We start from the raw sequence: 17,030 nt of genomic DNA on the forward strand, positions 1-17,030 counted from the left end.
CGCCCGCCGCACCGCGCGGCGGCTCGCGCGGTGCGGCGGGCGGGCCGGGCGGGCCGGACGGGCCGGAGCGCGGCGCGGTGCCGTCAGCCGCGCAGGGCCTCCTCGACCAGGGCCGCCCACTGGGCGACCACGCGCTCGCGGCGGGCGGTGTCGTCGGTGAGGAGGTGGGCCAGGCCCAGGCCGCGGGCCAGGTCGAGGAGGCCCTGAACGGTTTCCCGGACGCCGGGGACCGCTTCGTCGGCGTCCAGCAGCCGCAGCGCCATGCGGTGGGTCTCGCGGCCGATGCGGGCCTCCAGCGCGGTGACGCGGGGCGCGAGCTGCGGCTCGTTGGAGGCGGCGACCCACAGGTGCAGCGCGGCCCGGAACAGCGGACCGGTATAGAGGCTGACCAGGGCGTCCACGGCCGCGTGGGTGCCGCCGTCGAACCCGGTCTCGGCGAGCGCGCGCAGGACCGCCGAGCGCTCCTCGGCAACGTACTCGACGGCGGCGGTGAACAGGTCCTCGCGGGTGCGGAAGTGGTGCTGGGCGGCGCCCCGGGAGACCCCGGCGTGCTCGGCGACGACGGTGACCGTGCTGCCCGTCCAGCCCTGCTCGGCCAGGCAGGTCACGGCCGATTCCAGCAGGCGCTGCCGGGTGGCCCGGCTGCGGTCCTGCTTGGGGGTCGTCACTGCGCCCATGCGGGGTCCCGTCGCTGGAGAAAGGCGGTCATGCCCTCGCGGGCCTCGGCCGAGCCGAAGAGTCGCGCGGACAGTTCCGCGAGGCTATCGGTATCCCGGTCGAAGGCGCGCAGCACCTGCGCGGTGAGGAGCCGCTTGGCGGCGGCGAGCCCCTGCGGGGAGGCGCGGCGCAGGGCGTCGAGCACCGGGGACAGCCAGTCGTCCACCGCCTCGTCGGTCGCGGCGGACGAGGTGATCAGGCCGATGCGCGCGGCCTCGGCGGCGTCGAACCGCTCGCCGGTGAGGTAGTAGCGGCTCGCGGCGCGCGGGTCGAGCCGGGGCAGCAGGGGCAGGGAGATCACCGCGGGCGCCACGCCGATGCGCACCTCGCTGAACGCGAAGGAGGCGGACGGTCCGGCGACGGCGAGGTCGCAGGCACCGAGCAGGCCGAGGCCGCCGCCGCGCGCGTGGCCGGTGACGCGGGCGAGCACGGGTTTGGGCAGTTCGACGAGGGCCCGCAGCAGGCCCGCCAGATCGTGCGGCGTGCCGCCACGGCCGCTGAGGTCGGCGCCGGAGCAGAACGTGGTGCCGGTGTGGGTGAGGAGGACGGCGCGCACGGCCGGGTCCCCGGCGGCCTCGGCGAGCGCGTCGCGCAGAGCGGTCATCAGCGGGAGCGAGAGGGCGTTGCGGCGGCGCGGGGAGTCGAGGGTGAGGGTACGCACGCCGCGTGCGTCGGCGCACCGGACGGGCTGGTCTCCGATGTGGTGGGGATCCGTCATGTCGGGTTCCGCCCCTTCAGTAGGACTTGGGCAGGCCGAGGGTCTGGTGGGAGACGTAGTTGAGGATCATCTCGCGGCTGACCGGCGCGACGCGCGCGACGCGGGCGGCGTTGAGCAGCGAGGCGAGCCCGAACTCGGTGGTCAGGCCGTTGCCGCCGAGGGTGTGGACGGCCTGGTCGATGGCGCGGATGTTGGCTTCGGCGGCGGCGTACTTGGCCATGTTGGCGGCCTCTCCCGCGCCGGTGTCGTCCCCTGCGTCGTAGCGGGCGGCGGCCTTGGCGGTCATCAGCCCCGCCAGTTCCAGCTCGATGTGGGCCTGGGCGAGCGGGTGGGCGATGGCCTGGTGCGCGCCGACGGGGACCTTCCACACCGTGCGGGTGCGGGCGTAGGCCACGGCCTGGTTCAGCGCGTAGCGGCCCATGCCGAGGGCGAAGGCGGCGGTCATGATGCGCTCGGGGTTGAGCCCGGCGAAGAGCTGGAGCAGCCCCGTGTCCTCGTCGCCGACGAGCGCGTCGGCGGGTAGGCGCACGTCGTCCAGGACGAGTTCGAACTGCTTTTCCGGTGCCTGGAGTTCCATCGGGATCTGGTGACGCTGGAAGCCGGGGGCGTCGCGCGGCACGATGAACAGGCACGGCTTGAGCGCCCCGCTGCGCGCGTCCTCGGTGCGGCCGACGATGAGCGTGGCCTCAGCGATATCGACGCCGGAGATGAACACCTTGCGGCCGGTGAGCCGCCAGTCCCCGCTGCCCGGGTCGCGGCGCGCGGTGGTGGTGATGCGGTGGCTGTTGGAGCCCGCGTCGGGCTCGGTGATGCCGAACGCCATCTTGGTGCTGCCGTCGGCCAGGCCGGGCAGCCAGCGGCACCTTTGCGCCTCGGTGCCGAACCGGGCGATGACGGTGCCGCAGATCGCGGGCGAGACGACCATCATCATCAGTGGGCTCCCGGCCGCTCCCAGCTCCTCCAGCACGGCGTACAGCTCGGTGATGCCGCCGCCCCCGCCGCCGTACTCCTCCGGCAGGTTGACGCCCAGATAGCCGAGCGCGCCCGCCTCGGCCCACAGTTCGTCGGTGTGCTGGCCCTCGGAGGTGACCTTCTGGACGTAGGCGCGGCCGTAGCGCGCGCCGAGTGCGGCGACGGAAGCGCGCAGGTCGCGCACCTCCTGCGATTCCAGCAGGGCGTGGCTCATGAGCGGGTCCCTTCGTCAGCGTGCGCGGTGTGAGCGGTGCCGGTGGCGTCGGCGGTGCTGGGGGTGCTGGCGGTGCCGACGGTGCTGGCGGTGTCGTCGGTGACGACGGCGAGCAGGGTGCCGACTTCGACCTGGCGCCCCGGTTCGACGGGCAGCGCGGTGAGCGTCCCGGCGGCGGGCGCGGTGACCCGGTGCTCCATCTTCATCGCCTCCAGCCACAGCAGCGGCTGCCCCGCCTCCACCCGCTGACCGGTAGTCAGCCCCGCCGCGACGCGCACGACGGTGCCCGGCATCGGCGCGAGCAGCGAGCCGGGTTCGGCGCGGACGCCGGGTTCGGGGAAGCGGGGCAGCGCCGTGAACGCGTGGGCGCCGAGCGGCGAATCGACGTGAACCCGGTCGCCGTAGGCGGCGACGTGGAAGACGCGGCGCACCCCGGCCACCTCCAGCAGCACCCGGTCGGGCGCGGCGTGCAGCAGGCGGACGCCGGGGTGGCCGGGGGCGTCGAGCCCGGCGCGGGTACGGCGGTAGCGGACGGTGTGTTCGGTGCCACCGGGTTCGGCGCGGTAGGTCTTGGTGTGGTGCTGCGAGGGCAGGTTGCGCCAGCCGCCGAGGCGGGCGCCGGGGCCACCGTGCGCGCGGGCACTGTCGGCGAGCGCGGCGGCCAGCGCGTGCAGCGAGGCGGCGGTGGGAGCGGCGGTGGCGGCACCGGGGGCGGACACGGCGCCGGGGTCCTCGTCGGCGTCCGGGGCCGTCAGCGTGTCGTCCGGGGCCGTCAACGCATCCAGGTGCCGGTCGTAGAACCCGGTGTCCAGGCGGGCGGCCACGAACTGCGGGTGCCGCAGCGAGCGCACCAGCAGGGCGCGGTTGGTGACGGGGCCGTGGACGCGGGCGGCGGCCAGCGCGTGCGCCAGCTTGCGGATCGCCGCCGCGCGGGTGGGCGCCCAGGCGACGACCTTGGCCAGCATCGGGTCGTAGTGCGGCGTGATGACGTCGCCGTCGGCCACCCCGGAGTCCAGCCGCACGCCGGGCGGCAGGGTCAGGCGGTGCAGGGTGCCGGTCTGCGGCTGCCAGTCGCGGGCCGGGTCCTCGGCGTACAGGCGGGCCTCGACGGCGTGCCCGCGCGGCGTCGGCGGCTGGTCGTCCAGCCGTTCGCCCTCCGCGACGCGCAGTTGCAGCGCGACGAGATCGACGCCGTAGATCTCCTCGGTCACCGGGTGTTCGACCTGGAGCCGGGTGTTCATCTCCAGGAAGTACGCCCGCCCGGCGCCGGGGGCGCTGCCGACCCCGGGGTCACCGCGGACGCCGGTGACCAGGAATTCCACCGTGCCCGCGCCGACGTAGCCCACCGCGCGGGCGGCCTCGGTGGCGGCGGTGTGCAGCGTGGCGCGCAGCGCGTCGGGCAGTGCGGGCGCCGGGGCCTCCTCGATCACCTTCTGGTGGCGGCGTTGCAGCGAGCAGTCGCGGGTGCCCAGCGCCCACACGGTGCCGTGCGCGTCGGCGAGTACCTGCACTTCGACGTGCCGGGCGTGTTCGAGGTACGGCTCGATGAACACCTCGCCGTCGCCGAACGCGGACGCCGCCTCCGCGCGGGCGCCCGCGAGCTGAGTGGCCAGCGCGCCCCGTTCGCGTACGACGCGCATGCCGCGCCCGCCGCCGCCCGCGGCGGCCTTGACCAGCACCGGCAGGTCGGCCTCGGTGACCGCGTCCGGGTCCAGCGGGGCCAGCAGCGGCACCCCGGCGGCGCGCATCAGCTCCTTGGCGCGGGTCTTGGACGCCATGGCCGCGATCGCCTCCGGCGGCGGGCCGACCCACGTCAGCCCGGCGTCGGTCACCGCGCGGGCGAAACCGGCGTTCTCGGAGAGGAAGCCGTAGCCGGGGTGCACGGCGTCGGCTCCGGCGGCGAGCGCGGCCCCTACCACCAGGTCGCCGCGCAGATAGGTGTCGGCGGGCGCGGTACCGGGAAGCGGCACGGCGGCGTCCGCTTCGGTGACGTGTGGTGCGGTGGCGTCGGCGTCGGAGTACACGGCCACGGTGGCGATCCCGGCGTCCCGGCAGCTGCGGAACACGCGGCGCGCGATCTCACCCCGGTTGGCGACGAGCAGTGTGCTGATCACAGGTCACTCCCTCACATCCGGAAGACGCCGAAGCCGCCGCGCGCGCCCCGCACCGGCGCGCTGTGGAGGGCCGACAGGCACAGGCCGAGCACGGTGCGGGTGTCGCGCGGGTCGATCACGCCGTCGTCGTACAGCCGCCCGGACAAAAACAGCGGCAGCGACTCGGCCTCGACCTGCTCCTCGACCAGGGCGCGCAGGCCCGCGTCGGCCTCCTCCTCGTACGGCTGGCCCTTGGCCGCCGCCGACTCGCGCATGACGATCGACAGCACCCCGGCCAGCTGCCGCGGCCCCATGACGGCCGACTTGGCGCTCGGCCAGGCGAACAGGAAGCGCGGGTCGAAGGCGCGTCCGCACATGCCGTAGTGCCCGGCGCCGTAGCTCGCGCCGAGCAGCACCGACAGGTGCGGCACCCGCGAGTTGGACACCGCGTTGAGCATCTGCGCGCCGTGCTTGATGATGCCGCCCTGCTCGTACTCCGTGCCGACCATGTAGCCGGTGGTGTGGTGCAGGAAGATCAGGGGTATGTCGCGCTGGTTGGCGAGCTGGATGAACTGGGCGGCCTTCTGCGACTCGGCGCTGAACAGCACCCCGCGCGCGTTGGCGAGGATGCCGACGGGGTAGCCGTGCAGGCGCGCCCATCCGGTGACCAGGCTGGTGCCGTAGCGGGGTTTGAACGCGTCGAAGTCGGAGGCGTCCACGACGCGGGCGATGACCTCGCGCGGGTCGAACGGCGCCTTCAGGTCGGCCGGGACGAGGCCGAGCAGTTCCTCCTCGGGGTATTCCGGCGGCGGGGCGGGCGGCGGATCGGCGTGCGCCTTGCGCCAGTTCAGGCGGGCGACGACGCGGCGGGCCTGGCGCAGCGCGTCCGGCTCGTCCTCGGCGAAGTGGTCGGCGAGCCCGGAGACGCGGGCGTGCATGTCGGCGCCGCCCAGCTCCTCCTCGTCCGCGACCTCGCCGGTGGCCATCGTGACCAGCGGCGGGCCGCCCAGGAAGACCTTCGCCCGCTCCTTCACCATGATCACGTGGTCCGACATGCCGGGCACATACGCGCCGCCCGCCGTGGAGTTGCCGAACACGACGGCGATCGTGGGGATACCGGCGGCGGACAGCCGGGTGAGGTCCTTGAACAGGGCGCCGCCCGGGATGAAGATCTCCTTCTGGCTCGGCAGGTCCGCGCCGCCGGACTCCACCAGCGCCACGCACGGCAGCCGGTTCGCGGAAGCGATCTCGTTCGCGCGCAGCGCCTTCTTCAGCGTCCACGGGTTGCTCGCGCCGCCGCGCACGGTCGGGTCGTTGGCGGTGATCAGGCACTCGACGCCCTCGATGACGCCGATGCCGGTGACGAGGGAGGCGCCCACGGTGTAGTCGCTGCCCCAGGCGGCGAGCGGGGAGAGTTCGAGGAACGGGGTGTCCGGGTCGAGCAGCAGCTCGACGCGTTCGCGCGCGGTCAGCTTGCCGCGTTCGCGGTGGCGCCGCACGTACTTCTCGCCGCCGCCCGCGAGCGCCTTGGCGTGTTCGGCGTCCAGCTCCGCCAGCTTGCCGAGCATCGCCTCGCGGTGCGCGGCGTACTCGGGGGCGGCGGGGTCGAGCCGGGTGGGCAGCACGGTCACAGCAGGGCCTCCGGGAGGTCGAGGTGGCGGGAGCGCAGCCACTCCCCCACGGCCTTGGCCTGCGGGTCGAAGCGCGCCTGGGCCGCGACGCCCTCGCCGAGCAGGCCATCGACGGTGAAGTTCAGCGCGCGCAGGTTCGGCAGCACGTGCCGGGTGACGTCCAGACCGGCGGTCTCCGGGAGCAGCTGCCGGAACCGCTCGACGGTCAGCTCGTGCGCCAGCCAGCGCCAGGCGGCCTCGGCGCGCACCCACACGCCGACGTTGGCGCTGCCGCCCTTGTCCCCGCTGCGGGCCCCGGCGACCAGGCCGAGCGGGGCGCGCCGCGACGCCCCCCGGGCGAGCGGTTCGGGCAGCTCCGGTACGGGTAGGGCGTGTTGCGGCCCGGCCTGGACGGGCGGGGGCGCGACGCGGTGCCGCGTCCCGCCTGGCAGCACGGCGGTGTGCGCGGCCTCGCCCTGCGGTACGGACGCGGCCGTGAAGACGCCGTAGGGCTGGCCCCGCCCCGGCGGCGCGGTGACGTGGAACCCGGGATAGCTAGCCAGCGCCAGCTCGATCGCTGCGCCACTGACCGCGCGGCCTACGGCGGCCTCGTCGGCGTCCTTGACCACCAGCCGCAGCAGCGCGCTCGCCTCTTCCTGCACCTGGGCATCCGGGTGGTCGGTGCGGGCGAGCGTCCAGCTGACGTGCGCGGGGGCGGCGGCGTCAAGCGCCTCGCGCAACTGCTCGCGCACGGCGTCCGCCTTCGCCTCGATCTCCAGCCCGGTGAGGACGAACGTCACCTCGTTGCGGTAGCCGCCGAGCCGGGTGAGGCCCACCTTCAGCGTGGCCGGCGGCGGCTCCCCGCGCACGCCGCTGACCCGCACCCGGTCCGGCCCCACCTCGGCCAGCCGCACGGTGTCCAGGCGCGCGGTGACATCCGGACCCGGGTAGCGCGGGCCCGCCGTCTCGTACAGCAGCTGTGCGGTGACCGTGCCCACGGTGACCGCGCCGCCCGTACCCGGGTGCTTGGTGATGACGCAGCCGCCGTCCGCGTCGATCTCCGCGAGCGGGAACCCGTAGGGCGGGCCCGGCAGCTCGCGCCAGAACGCGTAGTTGCCGCCCGTCGCCTGCGTGCCGCACTCCAGCACGTGCCCGGCGACGACCGCTCCGGCCAGCGCGTCCCAGTCGTGCGCGCCCCACCCGTGGTGCCACGCCGCGACGCCGCTGACCAGGGCCGCGTCCGACACACGCCCGGTGATCACCACGTCCGCGCCCGCCTGAAGACACGCGGTGATGCCCGCGCCGCCGAGGTAGGCGTTGGCCGTCAGCACGCCCTCACCCCAGCCGCCGCGCGCGGTGAGGTCGTCACCCTCCACGTGCGCCACCCGCACCGGCACCCCGAGCCGCCCCGCCAGCTCCCGCACCGCGTCCGCCAGCCCGCCCGGGTTCAGCCCCCCGGCGTTGCTGACGAGCTTCACCCCGCGTTCGTGCGCGAGCCCCAGAGCGTCCTCCAACTGCCGCAGGTACGTGCGCGCGTAACCCCGGGCCGGGTCCTTCAGCCGGTCCCGGCCCAGGATGAGCATCGTCAGCTCGGCCAGGTAGTCCCCGGTCACCGCCTCCAGCGGCCCTCCGGTCAGCATCTCCCGCAATGCCGAGGCCCGGTCCCCGTAGAACCCCGACGCGTTCCCCACCCGTACGACCACCACACCCACCTCCCACGCGAAGACCGCCAGCGTGGCACCACCCGGAGAAACAATCAAGCATGCTTGCTGGTTTTTTGGAGCTCCTTGACTCCGGAACACATTCCGGACCAAGGTGCCGGTATGTCCACTCCCACCGTGTCGTTCTCCGACCTCTCGAAGAACGCGAAACGCGTGGCAGAGGCGGTTGAACACGCACAACGCGTCCACATCACGCGCCGCGACGGAGAAGGGCTGTTCCTCACCACGGAGCACCACGATCGCCAGCGAGAGGAGACGGCCGACGTCACCGCGCGTCTCCTCTCGGCCCTCCTCAGCAGCGACGAAGGCGCCCGAGCGGTCCTCATCGCCCTGCCACAGGTCTTCCCCTGGACGCGCCATCTGTCGCCGGAGGAGATGCGTGAGTTCGTCATCGACCTCGTGGACGCCGCGCGCGATGCCACCGACCTCGACGTGCACGCGAACCTGCACCGCGTCATCGTCGAGTGGCGCGCCACCGCACGCCTCCTGGCCGACCCCGATCTCGCGGCGCAGCTCACCAAGCCCCTGACATCTTCACGCCATCCCAAGGACACCGACACCTGAGTACGGCCAGCGGGCCACCCGCAGACCGCGCACCACGCCCCGGCGCTGAGCCTTCGCATCGCCTACGGAAAGATGCCCCAGGCGTACGGCGAGGCCCCGCCACCAGCCCCGCGCCGAACAGACCTCACTGGGTGACGGCGGCCAGTTCGTCACGGAAGCGCTTCAACTCGCTGGACGCGTACGTGGCGGAATCCACGATCTCAGAGACCTCTCGCGCCTGCTCCCGGACACATTCCGGGGAGGTCAGACTGTACTGCCCGGCCATCGCCTGCTGCGCTGCCGAAAGCGCTGTTTCCATGCGGGACACGGGGGCGATGTGATGCATGAGCGGAATGTCGCGTTCCGTTCCGTCGTCAGCGTGCAAAGTGACCGTGAACGCGTAGATCTTCGGCAGGCTTCCCGCGTAATCGCGCTCCGGCCCCAGCGTGAACGCGATCCTCTCCTGCGCGTGGGGCGGCACGGTGTACTTCATCTTCCGCTCCAGCGTGAACGGGACGTCCTTGCCGTCCGGGACCTTGATGTCGTACCTGGCCTGGACCTCCGTGGGGCCAGCCCCGTACGCGCATCCCGCCTCCCGCACGTGATCGAAACGGAAGTCCGCCCGCGTGATCAGGATCGGATTGTCACTGGGATTGCGAAGCACTAGCGTCACCTGGGAGGCAGGATAGTCCTCCCTCTCCTCCACCCCATCCGGAGTAATCCAGTCAGCGCGGACGTTCTCCTCCCGGTCCAGGTCAAAGTCCACGATCTCCAACTCCGGCGCGGGCGGTTCGGGCTGAAGACCCGGCAGGAGAAGAAAGACGAGCCCCAGAACCGAGGCCACCAACGCCACCGCGCCCCCCGCCACCGCGAGGATGCCCTGCGGACGCTGGAGGAAGGGACGCTCGGCGGCCCGCGCCCCCTCCGTCGCCACCTCTCCAGCCGAACCCTCGCGGCCCCCGTCACCCGTTCCCCTGGCCGCATCCCGCACGATGACCAAGCACCCCCAGTTCTCTCCCAGTTGCCCCGTGTGAACCTCACCTCCGGCACCGTACCCGAGCGCGGATTCACCCAGGAAGACAAACCGTCAGAAGACGAGACCACCCCTGGCCAACCGCATGCACGGTCCCGGCAAGGGTCAGCTACCGGAGAGCAGCTGCGGAACAACCGGCCGCCCGGCGCCACCCCCACGAGACCCAAGCCGTACACGCCAGGCTCCAGCGCACCCACGATAGGAGCAAGCCCCCGCAGTTGGCCCACAACTACCCACTCAGCTCCGCAAGCCGCCCCTCTCGAACGGATGTCAGCAGGGTGTGGAGCATGGGCCGGGACAGACGCAGCACGCGGTCTGCCTCCGTGGACTCCCTCAGGGCCACGACCTCACCATCACCAGCCCGCATCTCGACACAGTTGTTTCCCTCCGCGCAGTAGGAGGACTTCTGCCAGCCACAGTCGTTCACGTCATGACCTCTCAGAGAACCTTCACGATGCCAAGGATGAAGTCTCGCGACTCTTCAGCCGTGAGCGCCAGCGCCTCCAAGCGGTCGAGCAGTTGGCGGTACTTCTGCAACTGGGCTTCCGCGTCGAGGAGAACGGGACCATGGGACTGGTCAAGTTGCACTGTGTCCAGCTGCGGCACGGCACCATGCGCATAAAAGATGGTCTGACCTGCACCGGGGAACCCTCCTGCGGTGAAGGGCAGCACCAGCACCGAGAGATTCTCCCGCTCGCTCACCTGGAGTATGTGCCGAAGCTGTGCCCGAGCGACAACGCGGCCCCCGAACTGCATACGCAAAGCCGCTTCGTGGATGACGGCGGTGTAAGGGACCGCCTTGTCGGCATACAGAACAGCTTGCCGCTTGATGCGCCACGAAGTGCGGTGCTCCATCTCATGCGCGGGCAGTTGGGGGATGCTATGCGCGAAGACGGCACGCGCATGGTCGAGTGTCTGCAAGAGACCCGGCAAGGTGGCCGTCTGAGCGGTACGCATTGCCGCTGCGTGATGTTCAAGCTCGGCCAGGTCGAGAAGCCCTTGCGGTAGCAGCCCCCGGTACTCCTCCCACCACTGGCGTGGCCTTCTGCCCGTCATGCTCGCCAGCGCATCGATCAGCGCTTCGTCCGCGCAGTCGTAATTGCAGGCCAGGGTGCGCAGGCGTGGGGCGCTGAGGCCCACTCGGCCGGTTTCAATGTTGCTCATCCGAGCCTGGTCGATGCCCAGGAGCGCTCCAGCCTGCGTCGCCGTGAGACCGGCGCGCTCTCGCAGCTTGCGCAACTCTGCGCCCAAGCGCTGCTCGCGAGCCGTCGGCGCACTTCTAGGCGGCATCTGACTCCACACTCTCCTGCTTCGGGCGCCACCAGCTTACAAGGCACATCTATTTTCCTGAACTAGTAGCGAAGATTCCCCATGGTCGCTACGGTGTGAACTGACGCGATCACCCTCCGGGGTAGGTGTGATGCACCGCCCTGCCATGCCAGTTGAACGGGAGCTTCCATGAACCCGCCCGCCTTCACCGCGCTTGCCGCTCCGCCGCCGTTGGACTCCGCGGACTGGTGGTTCAGCCTGCGGCTGTCCAACGACCCGCAAGCCCCCGGTATCGCGCGAACCCATCTGCGCACGACGCTCGACGCCTACGGCCTCGACACCATCGTGGACACCGCCGAATTGCTCACCAGCGAGGTGGTGACCAACGCCCATCGGTACACAGACGGGCCGGTCACCGTGCGGGCGCAGTACGTCGGCACGCGCCGCCGCCTGCGGGTAAGTACGGGCGACGTCAGCGCAGTCGCGCCACGACTCGCGTGCGCACTCCCGGCCGACGAGGGAGGACGCGGACTCCGCATTCTCGACCTCTGTGCCCTCTCTTGGGGCTGGTTCCCGCTCAGCGACTCCCGGGATGGATTGGCTGGAAAGGTCGTCTGGTATGAGCTGGCGGCCCCGTGAAGCCCGAGCAGGCGTGGGCTTGACGAATCGAATGGGGAAACGCCACGCCGAACCCACCGTCGTTCTTGCGGGCTGTCGGCTCGCTGTCTGCTGGTCTGCGAGCCCGGCGATCTTTCCGAACGGCCCCGCGACCTCGCGAAGGTGGCCGAGAACCGTTCAGGGGACGACGTCCTGCGGCTACCGTCCGTCGAACACAGAATGGTGCGTTCAGCAAGTCCAGTTCAGCAACTCCGCACTTACAGGAAGACTCGCTGTGAACCTTGCTGTCGCCAAGGCCCGGTCGCGGCATCTGGACGCCACGTCGCGAGGCCCGGTCACTCCTAACGTCGTGGCGATCGACTCCGGCGAACTCATCGCCACGGAGGCCCATTGCAAGGGTGGATATGGCGCCTGCACCTCCAGCGAAACCTCATCATCCACCCCACCAGTCCCCGGTGCGGTCATCCGGCCGTGCCGGAACCGCCAGCAGGCGGTCCACGCAGCGGCTTCGGCCGCCCACCCCGAAGGAGCACACATGCAAGAGGACGAATTCGACCTGGACATCAGCATTCTGGAGTCCGGTGACGGGTCCGCTGTCCTGGTCAACCTGACCGATGACGGGTGCAGTCCGACCTGCGAGGGGTCCTGCGCCACCAACGTGGCCTGACACCGTCATCTCAGCCGTTTCGGCCCGCACGACACATGCCGTGCGGGCCGAAACGGCCAGGCCGGAAGAGGTAAGGACTCATGAACCATAGACAAGACACGCTGTACGAGTGCGCGGACACGGCGCTCGTACGGGCGGCCCGGTATACCCGACTGTCGCTGCCGCCGTGGCCGAACGTGACTTCCGATGCCCCGGTGCAGGTGCACCAGTGGCATGCATGGCTCAAGGCGGCGTGGGCCTTGGACGAGGTCTCCGACTCTGTCGAGCAGGCCAGCCCCTCACTCGCGCGGCACATGGACACACAGTGCGCGATGGTGGGGCTGCCCGAGGCCCGGCAGGTGCGCCGGACCCTTATCTCGGTGATCAGGTACATCCAGCGAATGACTGGCAGAGCGACACCGAACGGACTCTTCGCCGGGGTCGCCCCGGCCGGGTTCGGGGAACGGTCCGAGTACAAGTGGGGTCCTTGGCACAAGGCGGTAGCGCGAGTGGATGCCGCGTGGATGAGCGACGTGATCACCGAGCTGGAGGCGTGCCCCGACCTGTTGCGCAGACTGCCGGTGGTCGCTGCCAACACAGCGTTCGTGCGCGGGGATCGACTAATCGTCCCCTATCCGGCGCGCTTGGCTACGGCCAAGCCGACCGCAGAGGTATCGCTCAGGTTCACCTCGGCGGTGCAAACAGCCCTGGGCGCCGCCCGAGCACCGATCGCGTGCGGCTTGCTGGCCAATAAGGTGAGCTCCAATTTTCCCGACGTACCGGCTGCCCGGGTCATGAACCTCTTGACCGACCTGATGCGAAACGGGGCACTCGTCAGCAGCCTGCACGCACCGTCCTCCACGCTCGACGCCCTTGACCACGTCGTAGGTGAACTGGACGCCATCCACGCTCATGAGGTGCCGTCCATCGCGATCTTGCTGGACGATTTACGGACGGTACGAGACAACATGGCCCAGCACAATCGCGCGCTCACACCAGAGGAGGGGCGGCCGCTGCGCCGCGAGTTGCGCCGGAAGATGACCGAGGTAGCCGACACTGAACACCCGCTGGCGGTCGATCTCAAGGTGGACTGCTCGCTCACGCTGCCGCACGCGGTAGCCCGCGAGGCCGAGCAGGCGGCCACCGTACTCGCGCGGCTCACGCCAGCACCCTTCGGTACACCGGGGTGGAAGGAGTACCACACCCGTTTCTTCGAGAAGTACGGAATCGGCTCCCTGGTGCCGCTGAGGGATGTCGTAGACCCGGATGTCGGCCTGGGGTTCCCCGCCGGATTTTTGGACAGCGAGCCAGAAGCGCGCGAAGCACTGACACAGCGGGACCAGCGGCTTTTGGCGCTCGCACAGACGGCAGTCCTTGATGGCCGCAGCGAGGTACAGCTTGACGAGGAGCTGATCACCGAACTTGAGAGCAGCGAACACAACCGGGCGCAGCTTCCACCACACCTGGAGCTTACGTTCCAGATCCATGCCACTTCCACGAAGAGCCTTGATCATGGTGACTTCACTCTCTCAGCGATCCGCCCCTCACGCGGCATCGGCACCGTGGGTGGCCGGTTCCTCCCACTCCTTGAGCCCGAGGACCACGCTCGGGCACTCACCGTCCTGAAACGGCTCCCGAGCAACACACCTGGGGCACTACCCGTGCAGGTCTCCCTCCCCTCGCTCAATCGGGCGCATGCCCAGGTCACGCGGGTACCTGAGCTGCTCCCGGCCGTGATCAGCCTCGCCGAGCACCGGGCCGCAGACGAACGCACCGTCGGCCTAGACGACCTTGCGGTGGGTTGTGACCGACGCAGGCTATACCTCGCGTCGCTCTCACGACGGTGCCTAGTGGAGCCGCACACTGTGCACGCTCTTGACCTGCGCGTCCACACCCCGCCCATGGCGCGGTTCCTGGTGGAGATAAGCCGCGCTCAGTCCGCGATCATCACTGCCTTTCCCTGGGGAGCCGCCTCGGTTCTGCCCTACTTGCCCCGCGTGCGCCGTGGCCGGACCATTCTCGCGCCAGCCCGCTGGCTCCTCCGCGCGGCGGACGTGCCAGCCCGGTCCGCTGCGTGGGGGGAATGGCACGAGGGCCTGAACGAATGGTGCGTGCGCCGACGGATGCCGAAGAGGGTAGCCCTGACCGAGGGAGATCAGCTTCTCCCCCTGGACCTATCCGAGAGTGCCCATCGTGCGGTACTACGTGCCCACCTCGCCCAGGCCGGGACCGTAGTACTAACGGAGACCTCCGCCCCCGGCGACTGGTTCGACGGCCGCGCTCACGAGGTCGTCGTCCCCGTGACGGCCCGGCAACCCACGCAGTGGCCGACCGTGGCGCCCGTGGCCGTCAACCGCCTCCTCACCCGCGACCACGGACACCTTCCGGGCACCGGCCCGTGGCTCCTGGCCAAACTGTATGGCCATCCGGAGCGCCAGGCTGAAATTCTGTCCCGGCACCTCCCCTACTTGTTCGCTGAGTGGGAGACACCACCGCTGTGGTGGTTTATGCGCCACGGCGATCCCCAGTCTCACCTCCGCCTGCGCGTCGCTGTCCCGGAGGCCGTTGATGTGGGACAGCTCGTCTCGCGAATCGGCGGCTGGGGGGCACGCTTGCGCCGTTCCGGGCTGCTCAACGACATACAGTTCGCCACGACCTACCCCGAGACGGGCCGATGGGGAGCTGGGCCACTCATGAATCTTGCGGAGAACATCTTCGCCGCAGACTCCCGAGCCGTTGCCGTGCAGCTCTCCCAGCCGGACCGCCCCACCCCGTACGCCCTGACCGCCGCGAACTTCGTATCCCTTGTCACGGCCTTCACCGGCAGCGTCACGGAATCCATGGAGTGGTTGGTCACGTACGGGAAGATCACCGATCCTCGACGACTCGCCCGGCATGTCCTCGCCGAAGCAGTCCGCCTGGCCGACCCGACCGACGGGTGGGCGGCCCTGCGGAGCCACGCGGGTGGGCCAGCCATCACCGCGGCCTGGGCCGAGCGTGACCAAGCCGTCGCGCGTTACAGGGCTCGCCTCCACGAGTCCGACCTCGATCCGCACCTCGTGCTCGAATCGCTTTTGCATGCCCACCACATCCGGGCTGTCGGCCTGGACAAGGACAACGAACGCATGTGCGTGCGACTGGCTCGCGCCGCAGCTCTGGCCTGGACAGCACGTAAGGGGAGCCCTCGTGGAACAGCGTGAGACCGCTCGGCTCGCCGCCGCAGCGATCGCCGACCGGCTCGCCTCCCCGGAGGACATGCCCGGCATCGACCTCAAGCAGGGCTGGTGGCCGCAGTCCCTCGCACACGGCGCCGTCGGCGTGGCTCTGCTGCACATCGAACGCGCCCGCGCCGGGGAGGGGCCGTGGCAACGAGTGCACGACTGGCTCACTTGCGCCGCAGCGGGCGGAGCCATCGGCGGGCCTGACGCTCATCTCTACTACGGTGCCCCGGCACTCGCCTTCGCTCTGCATTCCGCAGCGGATCGGCCCGGACGGTACGCTCGCGCCCTGGCCACGCTCGACACCCACGTGGCCACACTGATCCGTCAGCGGCTCCAAGTGGCACACACACGCATGGACCGTGGCCGCGAGTTCCCCGCACTAGCCGAGTTCGACACGATCCGCGGACTGAGCGGTCTTGGCGCTCTGCTCCTGCACCGTGACACAGACCCCGCCCTAGTGGAAAGCGTCCTTGCCTACCTGGTGCGGTTGACAGAGCCGGTCAAGCACGACGGAGAGCTCCTACCCGGCTGGTGGAGCCATCTCGGCCCCTCCGGCACGCGCTCCCCGCACTTCCCTGAGGGCCACAGCAACAACGGAGCCGCCCATGGCATCACCGGCCCACTTGCCCTGCTCGCGCTGGCCGCCCGGCGCGGCATCTCCGTTGATGGCCACAGGACGGCGATCAAACGCATCTTGTCCTGGCTGGACCGCTGGCAGCAGAAGGGCGAAGGCGGACCGTGGTGGCCGTACTGGATCACCCGTGATCAACTCCGGACCGGACGAACCAGCCCAGGCCCATTCCGCCCGTCCTGGTGCTATGGCACCGCCGGATACGCCCGCGCCCAGCAGCTCACCGCCCTCGCCACGGGAGATCACGACCGCCAGCGAGCAGCCGAAATCGCACTGCTTGGGGCCATGACCGACCCCAGCCAACGTGCGGCCACCGTGGACCTGTCCCTGTGCCATGGCTTCGCCGGACTGGCCCACATCACCCAACTCGCCGCCGCTGACGCGATCACCCCCGGCCTTGGCCGGTGCCTGCCCGACCTCCTCGCGCCGATGACCAATACGACCCCCGACCTTCTCGTCCGCCCTCTGTACCGCCCGGCCGACGGCAGAGATATCGGACTTCTCGAAGGTGCTGCGGGCACGGCCCTCGCACTCCACTCCTTCTCCGTCGGCAGCCCCGCCCCCTCGGGCTGGGACGCCTGCTTCCTGATCGCCTGAACCGGAGCATCACACATGCCACAAGCCGCATGGCCGCAACGTCTCCTCAAGTTCCCCGCATGGGGCGAGGCGGAGGCCACGTTCATTGAGCACCTGCTCCCGGTGCTGACCGCGAACGATACCGAGCTGACCTACTGGTCGTTCCTGCGAAAGGCCCCCGTCTGGCGTCTGCGCTACCGCCCCACCGGTCCGGCGGCGGCCAAGCGTCTGGACCTCGTCCTGGACCAGTTGGTTGCCGCCCATACGCTCAGCTCCTGGACCCCGGGGATTTATGAACCGGAGGAGACAGCGTTCGGCGGCCCATCCGCCATGGACACCGCGCACATCCACTTCCACGAGGACAGCCGACACGTCCTTGAACATTGAGCGGATCTCATCGTGACCGGTTCGGGTGACGGGGTGCCCGTGACGTGGCGAAGCTCCTCGA

At 70.7% G+C, this 17,030-nt stretch carries 15 protein-coding genes; 6 read left to right on the forward strand and 9 right to left on the reverse strand.

Annotated elements, in window-relative coordinates; translation table 11 throughout:
• Nucleotides 1–83: 83 nt before the first annotated feature.
• From JJV70_RS21430 to JJV70_RS21455, 6 genes are read right to left on the reverse strand one after another with little or no spacing between them, the layout of a single operon-like run.
• Nucleotides 84–677: a TetR/AcrR family transcriptional regulator gene (locus JJV70_RS21430; protein ID WP_219049685.1), complete on the reverse strand. Its 594-nt coding sequence runs from the start codon at nucleotides 675–677 to the stop codon at nucleotides 84–86.
• Nucleotides 665–1,435, reverse strand: a complete 771-nt coding sequence (locus JJV70_RS21435; protein WP_219049686.1) for an enoyl-CoA hydratase family protein — start codon at nucleotides 1,433–1,435, stop codon at nucleotides 665–667. The genes JJV70_RS21430 and JJV70_RS21435 overlap by 13 nt, the downstream gene beginning before the upstream one ends.
• 16 nt (nucleotides 1,436–1,451) lie before the next feature.
• Complete coding sequence (locus JJV70_RS21440; protein WP_219049687.1) at nucleotides 1,452–2,621, reverse strand: acyl-CoA dehydrogenase family protein; 1,170 nt, start codon at nucleotides 2,619–2,621, stop codon at nucleotides 1,452–1,454.
• A complete protein-coding gene (locus JJV70_RS21445) occupies nucleotides 2,618–4,735 on the reverse strand; it encodes a biotin carboxylase N-terminal domain-containing protein (RefSeq protein WP_219049688.1) in 2,118 nt (705 codons plus the stop codon). The genes JJV70_RS21440 and JJV70_RS21445 overlap by 4 nt, the downstream gene beginning before the upstream one ends.
• Before the next feature lie 11 nt (nucleotides 4,736–4,746).
• Nucleotides 4,747–6,345 carry an acyl-CoA carboxylase subunit beta gene (locus tag JJV70_RS21450; RefSeq protein WP_219049689.1) on the reverse strand — a complete coding sequence of 533 codons (1,599 nt, stop codon included), beginning with the start codon at nucleotides 6,343–6,345 and terminating at the stop codon, nucleotides 4,747–4,749.
• A complete protein-coding gene (locus tag JJV70_RS21455; protein ID WP_219049699.1) occupies nucleotides 6,342–8,027 on the reverse strand; it encodes an acyclic terpene utilization AtuA family protein in 1,686 nt (561 codons plus the stop codon). The genes JJV70_RS21450 and JJV70_RS21455 overlap by 4 nt, the downstream gene beginning before the upstream one ends.
• Before the next feature lie 135 nt (nucleotides 8,028–8,162).
• Between JJV70_RS21455 and JJV70_RS21460 the strand changes: the two genes are divergently transcribed.
• Nucleotides 8,163–8,609 carry a prevent-host-death family protein gene (locus JJV70_RS21460; protein ID WP_308294948.1) on the forward strand — a complete coding sequence of 149 codons (447 nt, stop codon included), beginning with the start codon at nucleotides 8,163–8,165 and terminating at the stop codon, nucleotides 8,607–8,609.
• A 124-nt stretch (nucleotides 8,610–8,733) separates the two neighbouring features.
• Here JJV70_RS21460 and JJV70_RS21465 read toward each other — a convergent pair whose 3' ends face one another.
• The 3 genes from JJV70_RS21465 to JJV70_RS21475 form a co-directional block, all read right to left on the reverse strand.
• Nucleotides 8,734–9,522, reverse strand: a complete 789-nt coding sequence (locus tag JJV70_RS21465; RefSeq protein ID WP_219049691.1) for a hypothetical protein — start codon at nucleotides 9,520–9,522, stop codon at nucleotides 8,734–8,736.
• Between the two features lie 328 nt (nucleotides 9,523–9,850).
• Nucleotides 9,851–10,048 carry a DUF397 domain-containing protein gene (locus JJV70_RS21470; RefSeq protein WP_219049692.1) on the reverse strand — a complete coding sequence of 66 codons (198 nt, stop codon included), beginning with the start codon at nucleotides 10,046–10,048 and terminating at the stop codon, nucleotides 9,851–9,853.
• An 11-nt stretch (nucleotides 10,049–10,059) separates the two neighbouring features.
• Nucleotides 10,060–10,911: a helix-turn-helix transcriptional regulator gene (locus JJV70_RS21475; RefSeq protein ID WP_219049693.1), complete on the reverse strand. Its 852-nt coding sequence runs from the start codon at nucleotides 10,909–10,911 to the stop codon at nucleotides 10,060–10,062.
• Between the two features lie 168 nt (nucleotides 10,912–11,079).
• On the opposite strand from JJV70_RS21475, the gene JJV70_RS21480 reads away from it, so the two are divergent.
• From JJV70_RS21480 to JJV70_RS21500, 5 genes are all read left to right on the forward strand, one after another.
• Nucleotides 11,080–11,529 (forward strand): ATP-binding protein, encoded by a 450-nt coding sequence (locus JJV70_RS21480; RefSeq protein WP_219049694.1) that lies wholly within the window; start codon nucleotides 11,080–11,082, stop codon nucleotides 11,527–11,529.
• A gap of 514 nt (nucleotides 11,530–12,043) precedes the next feature.
• Nucleotides 12,044–12,175 carry an FxLD family lanthipeptide gene (locus tag JJV70_RS21485; RefSeq protein ID WP_219049695.1) on the forward strand — a complete coding sequence of 44 codons (132 nt, stop codon included), beginning with the start codon at nucleotides 12,044–12,046 and terminating at the stop codon, nucleotides 12,173–12,175.
• Nucleotides 12,176–12,255: 80 nt separating this feature from the next.
• Nucleotides 12,256–15,354: a lantibiotic dehydratase gene (locus JJV70_RS21490; RefSeq protein ID WP_219049696.1), complete on the forward strand. Its 3,099-nt coding sequence runs from the start codon at nucleotides 12,256–12,258 to the stop codon at nucleotides 15,352–15,354.
• Nucleotides 15,341–16,603, forward strand: coding sequence for a lanthionine synthetase C family protein (locus JJV70_RS21495; protein WP_219049697.1), 1,263 nt, complete (start codon nucleotides 15,341–15,343; stop codon nucleotides 16,601–16,603). Before JJV70_RS21490 ends, JJV70_RS21495 begins: the two co-directional genes overlap by 14 nt.
• Before the next feature lie 15 nt (nucleotides 16,604–16,618).
• Nucleotides 16,619–16,969, forward strand: a complete 351-nt coding sequence (locus JJV70_RS21500; protein WP_219049698.1) for a thiopeptide-type bacteriocin biosynthesis protein — start codon at nucleotides 16,619–16,621, stop codon at nucleotides 16,967–16,969.
• Nucleotides 16,970–17,030 lie beyond the last annotated feature (61 nt).

The sequence above is a fragment of the Streptomyces sp. JJ66 genome (genome assembly GCF_019303495.1).
GTDB lineage: Bacteria > Actinomycetota > Actinomycetes > Streptomycetales > Streptomycetaceae > Streptomyces.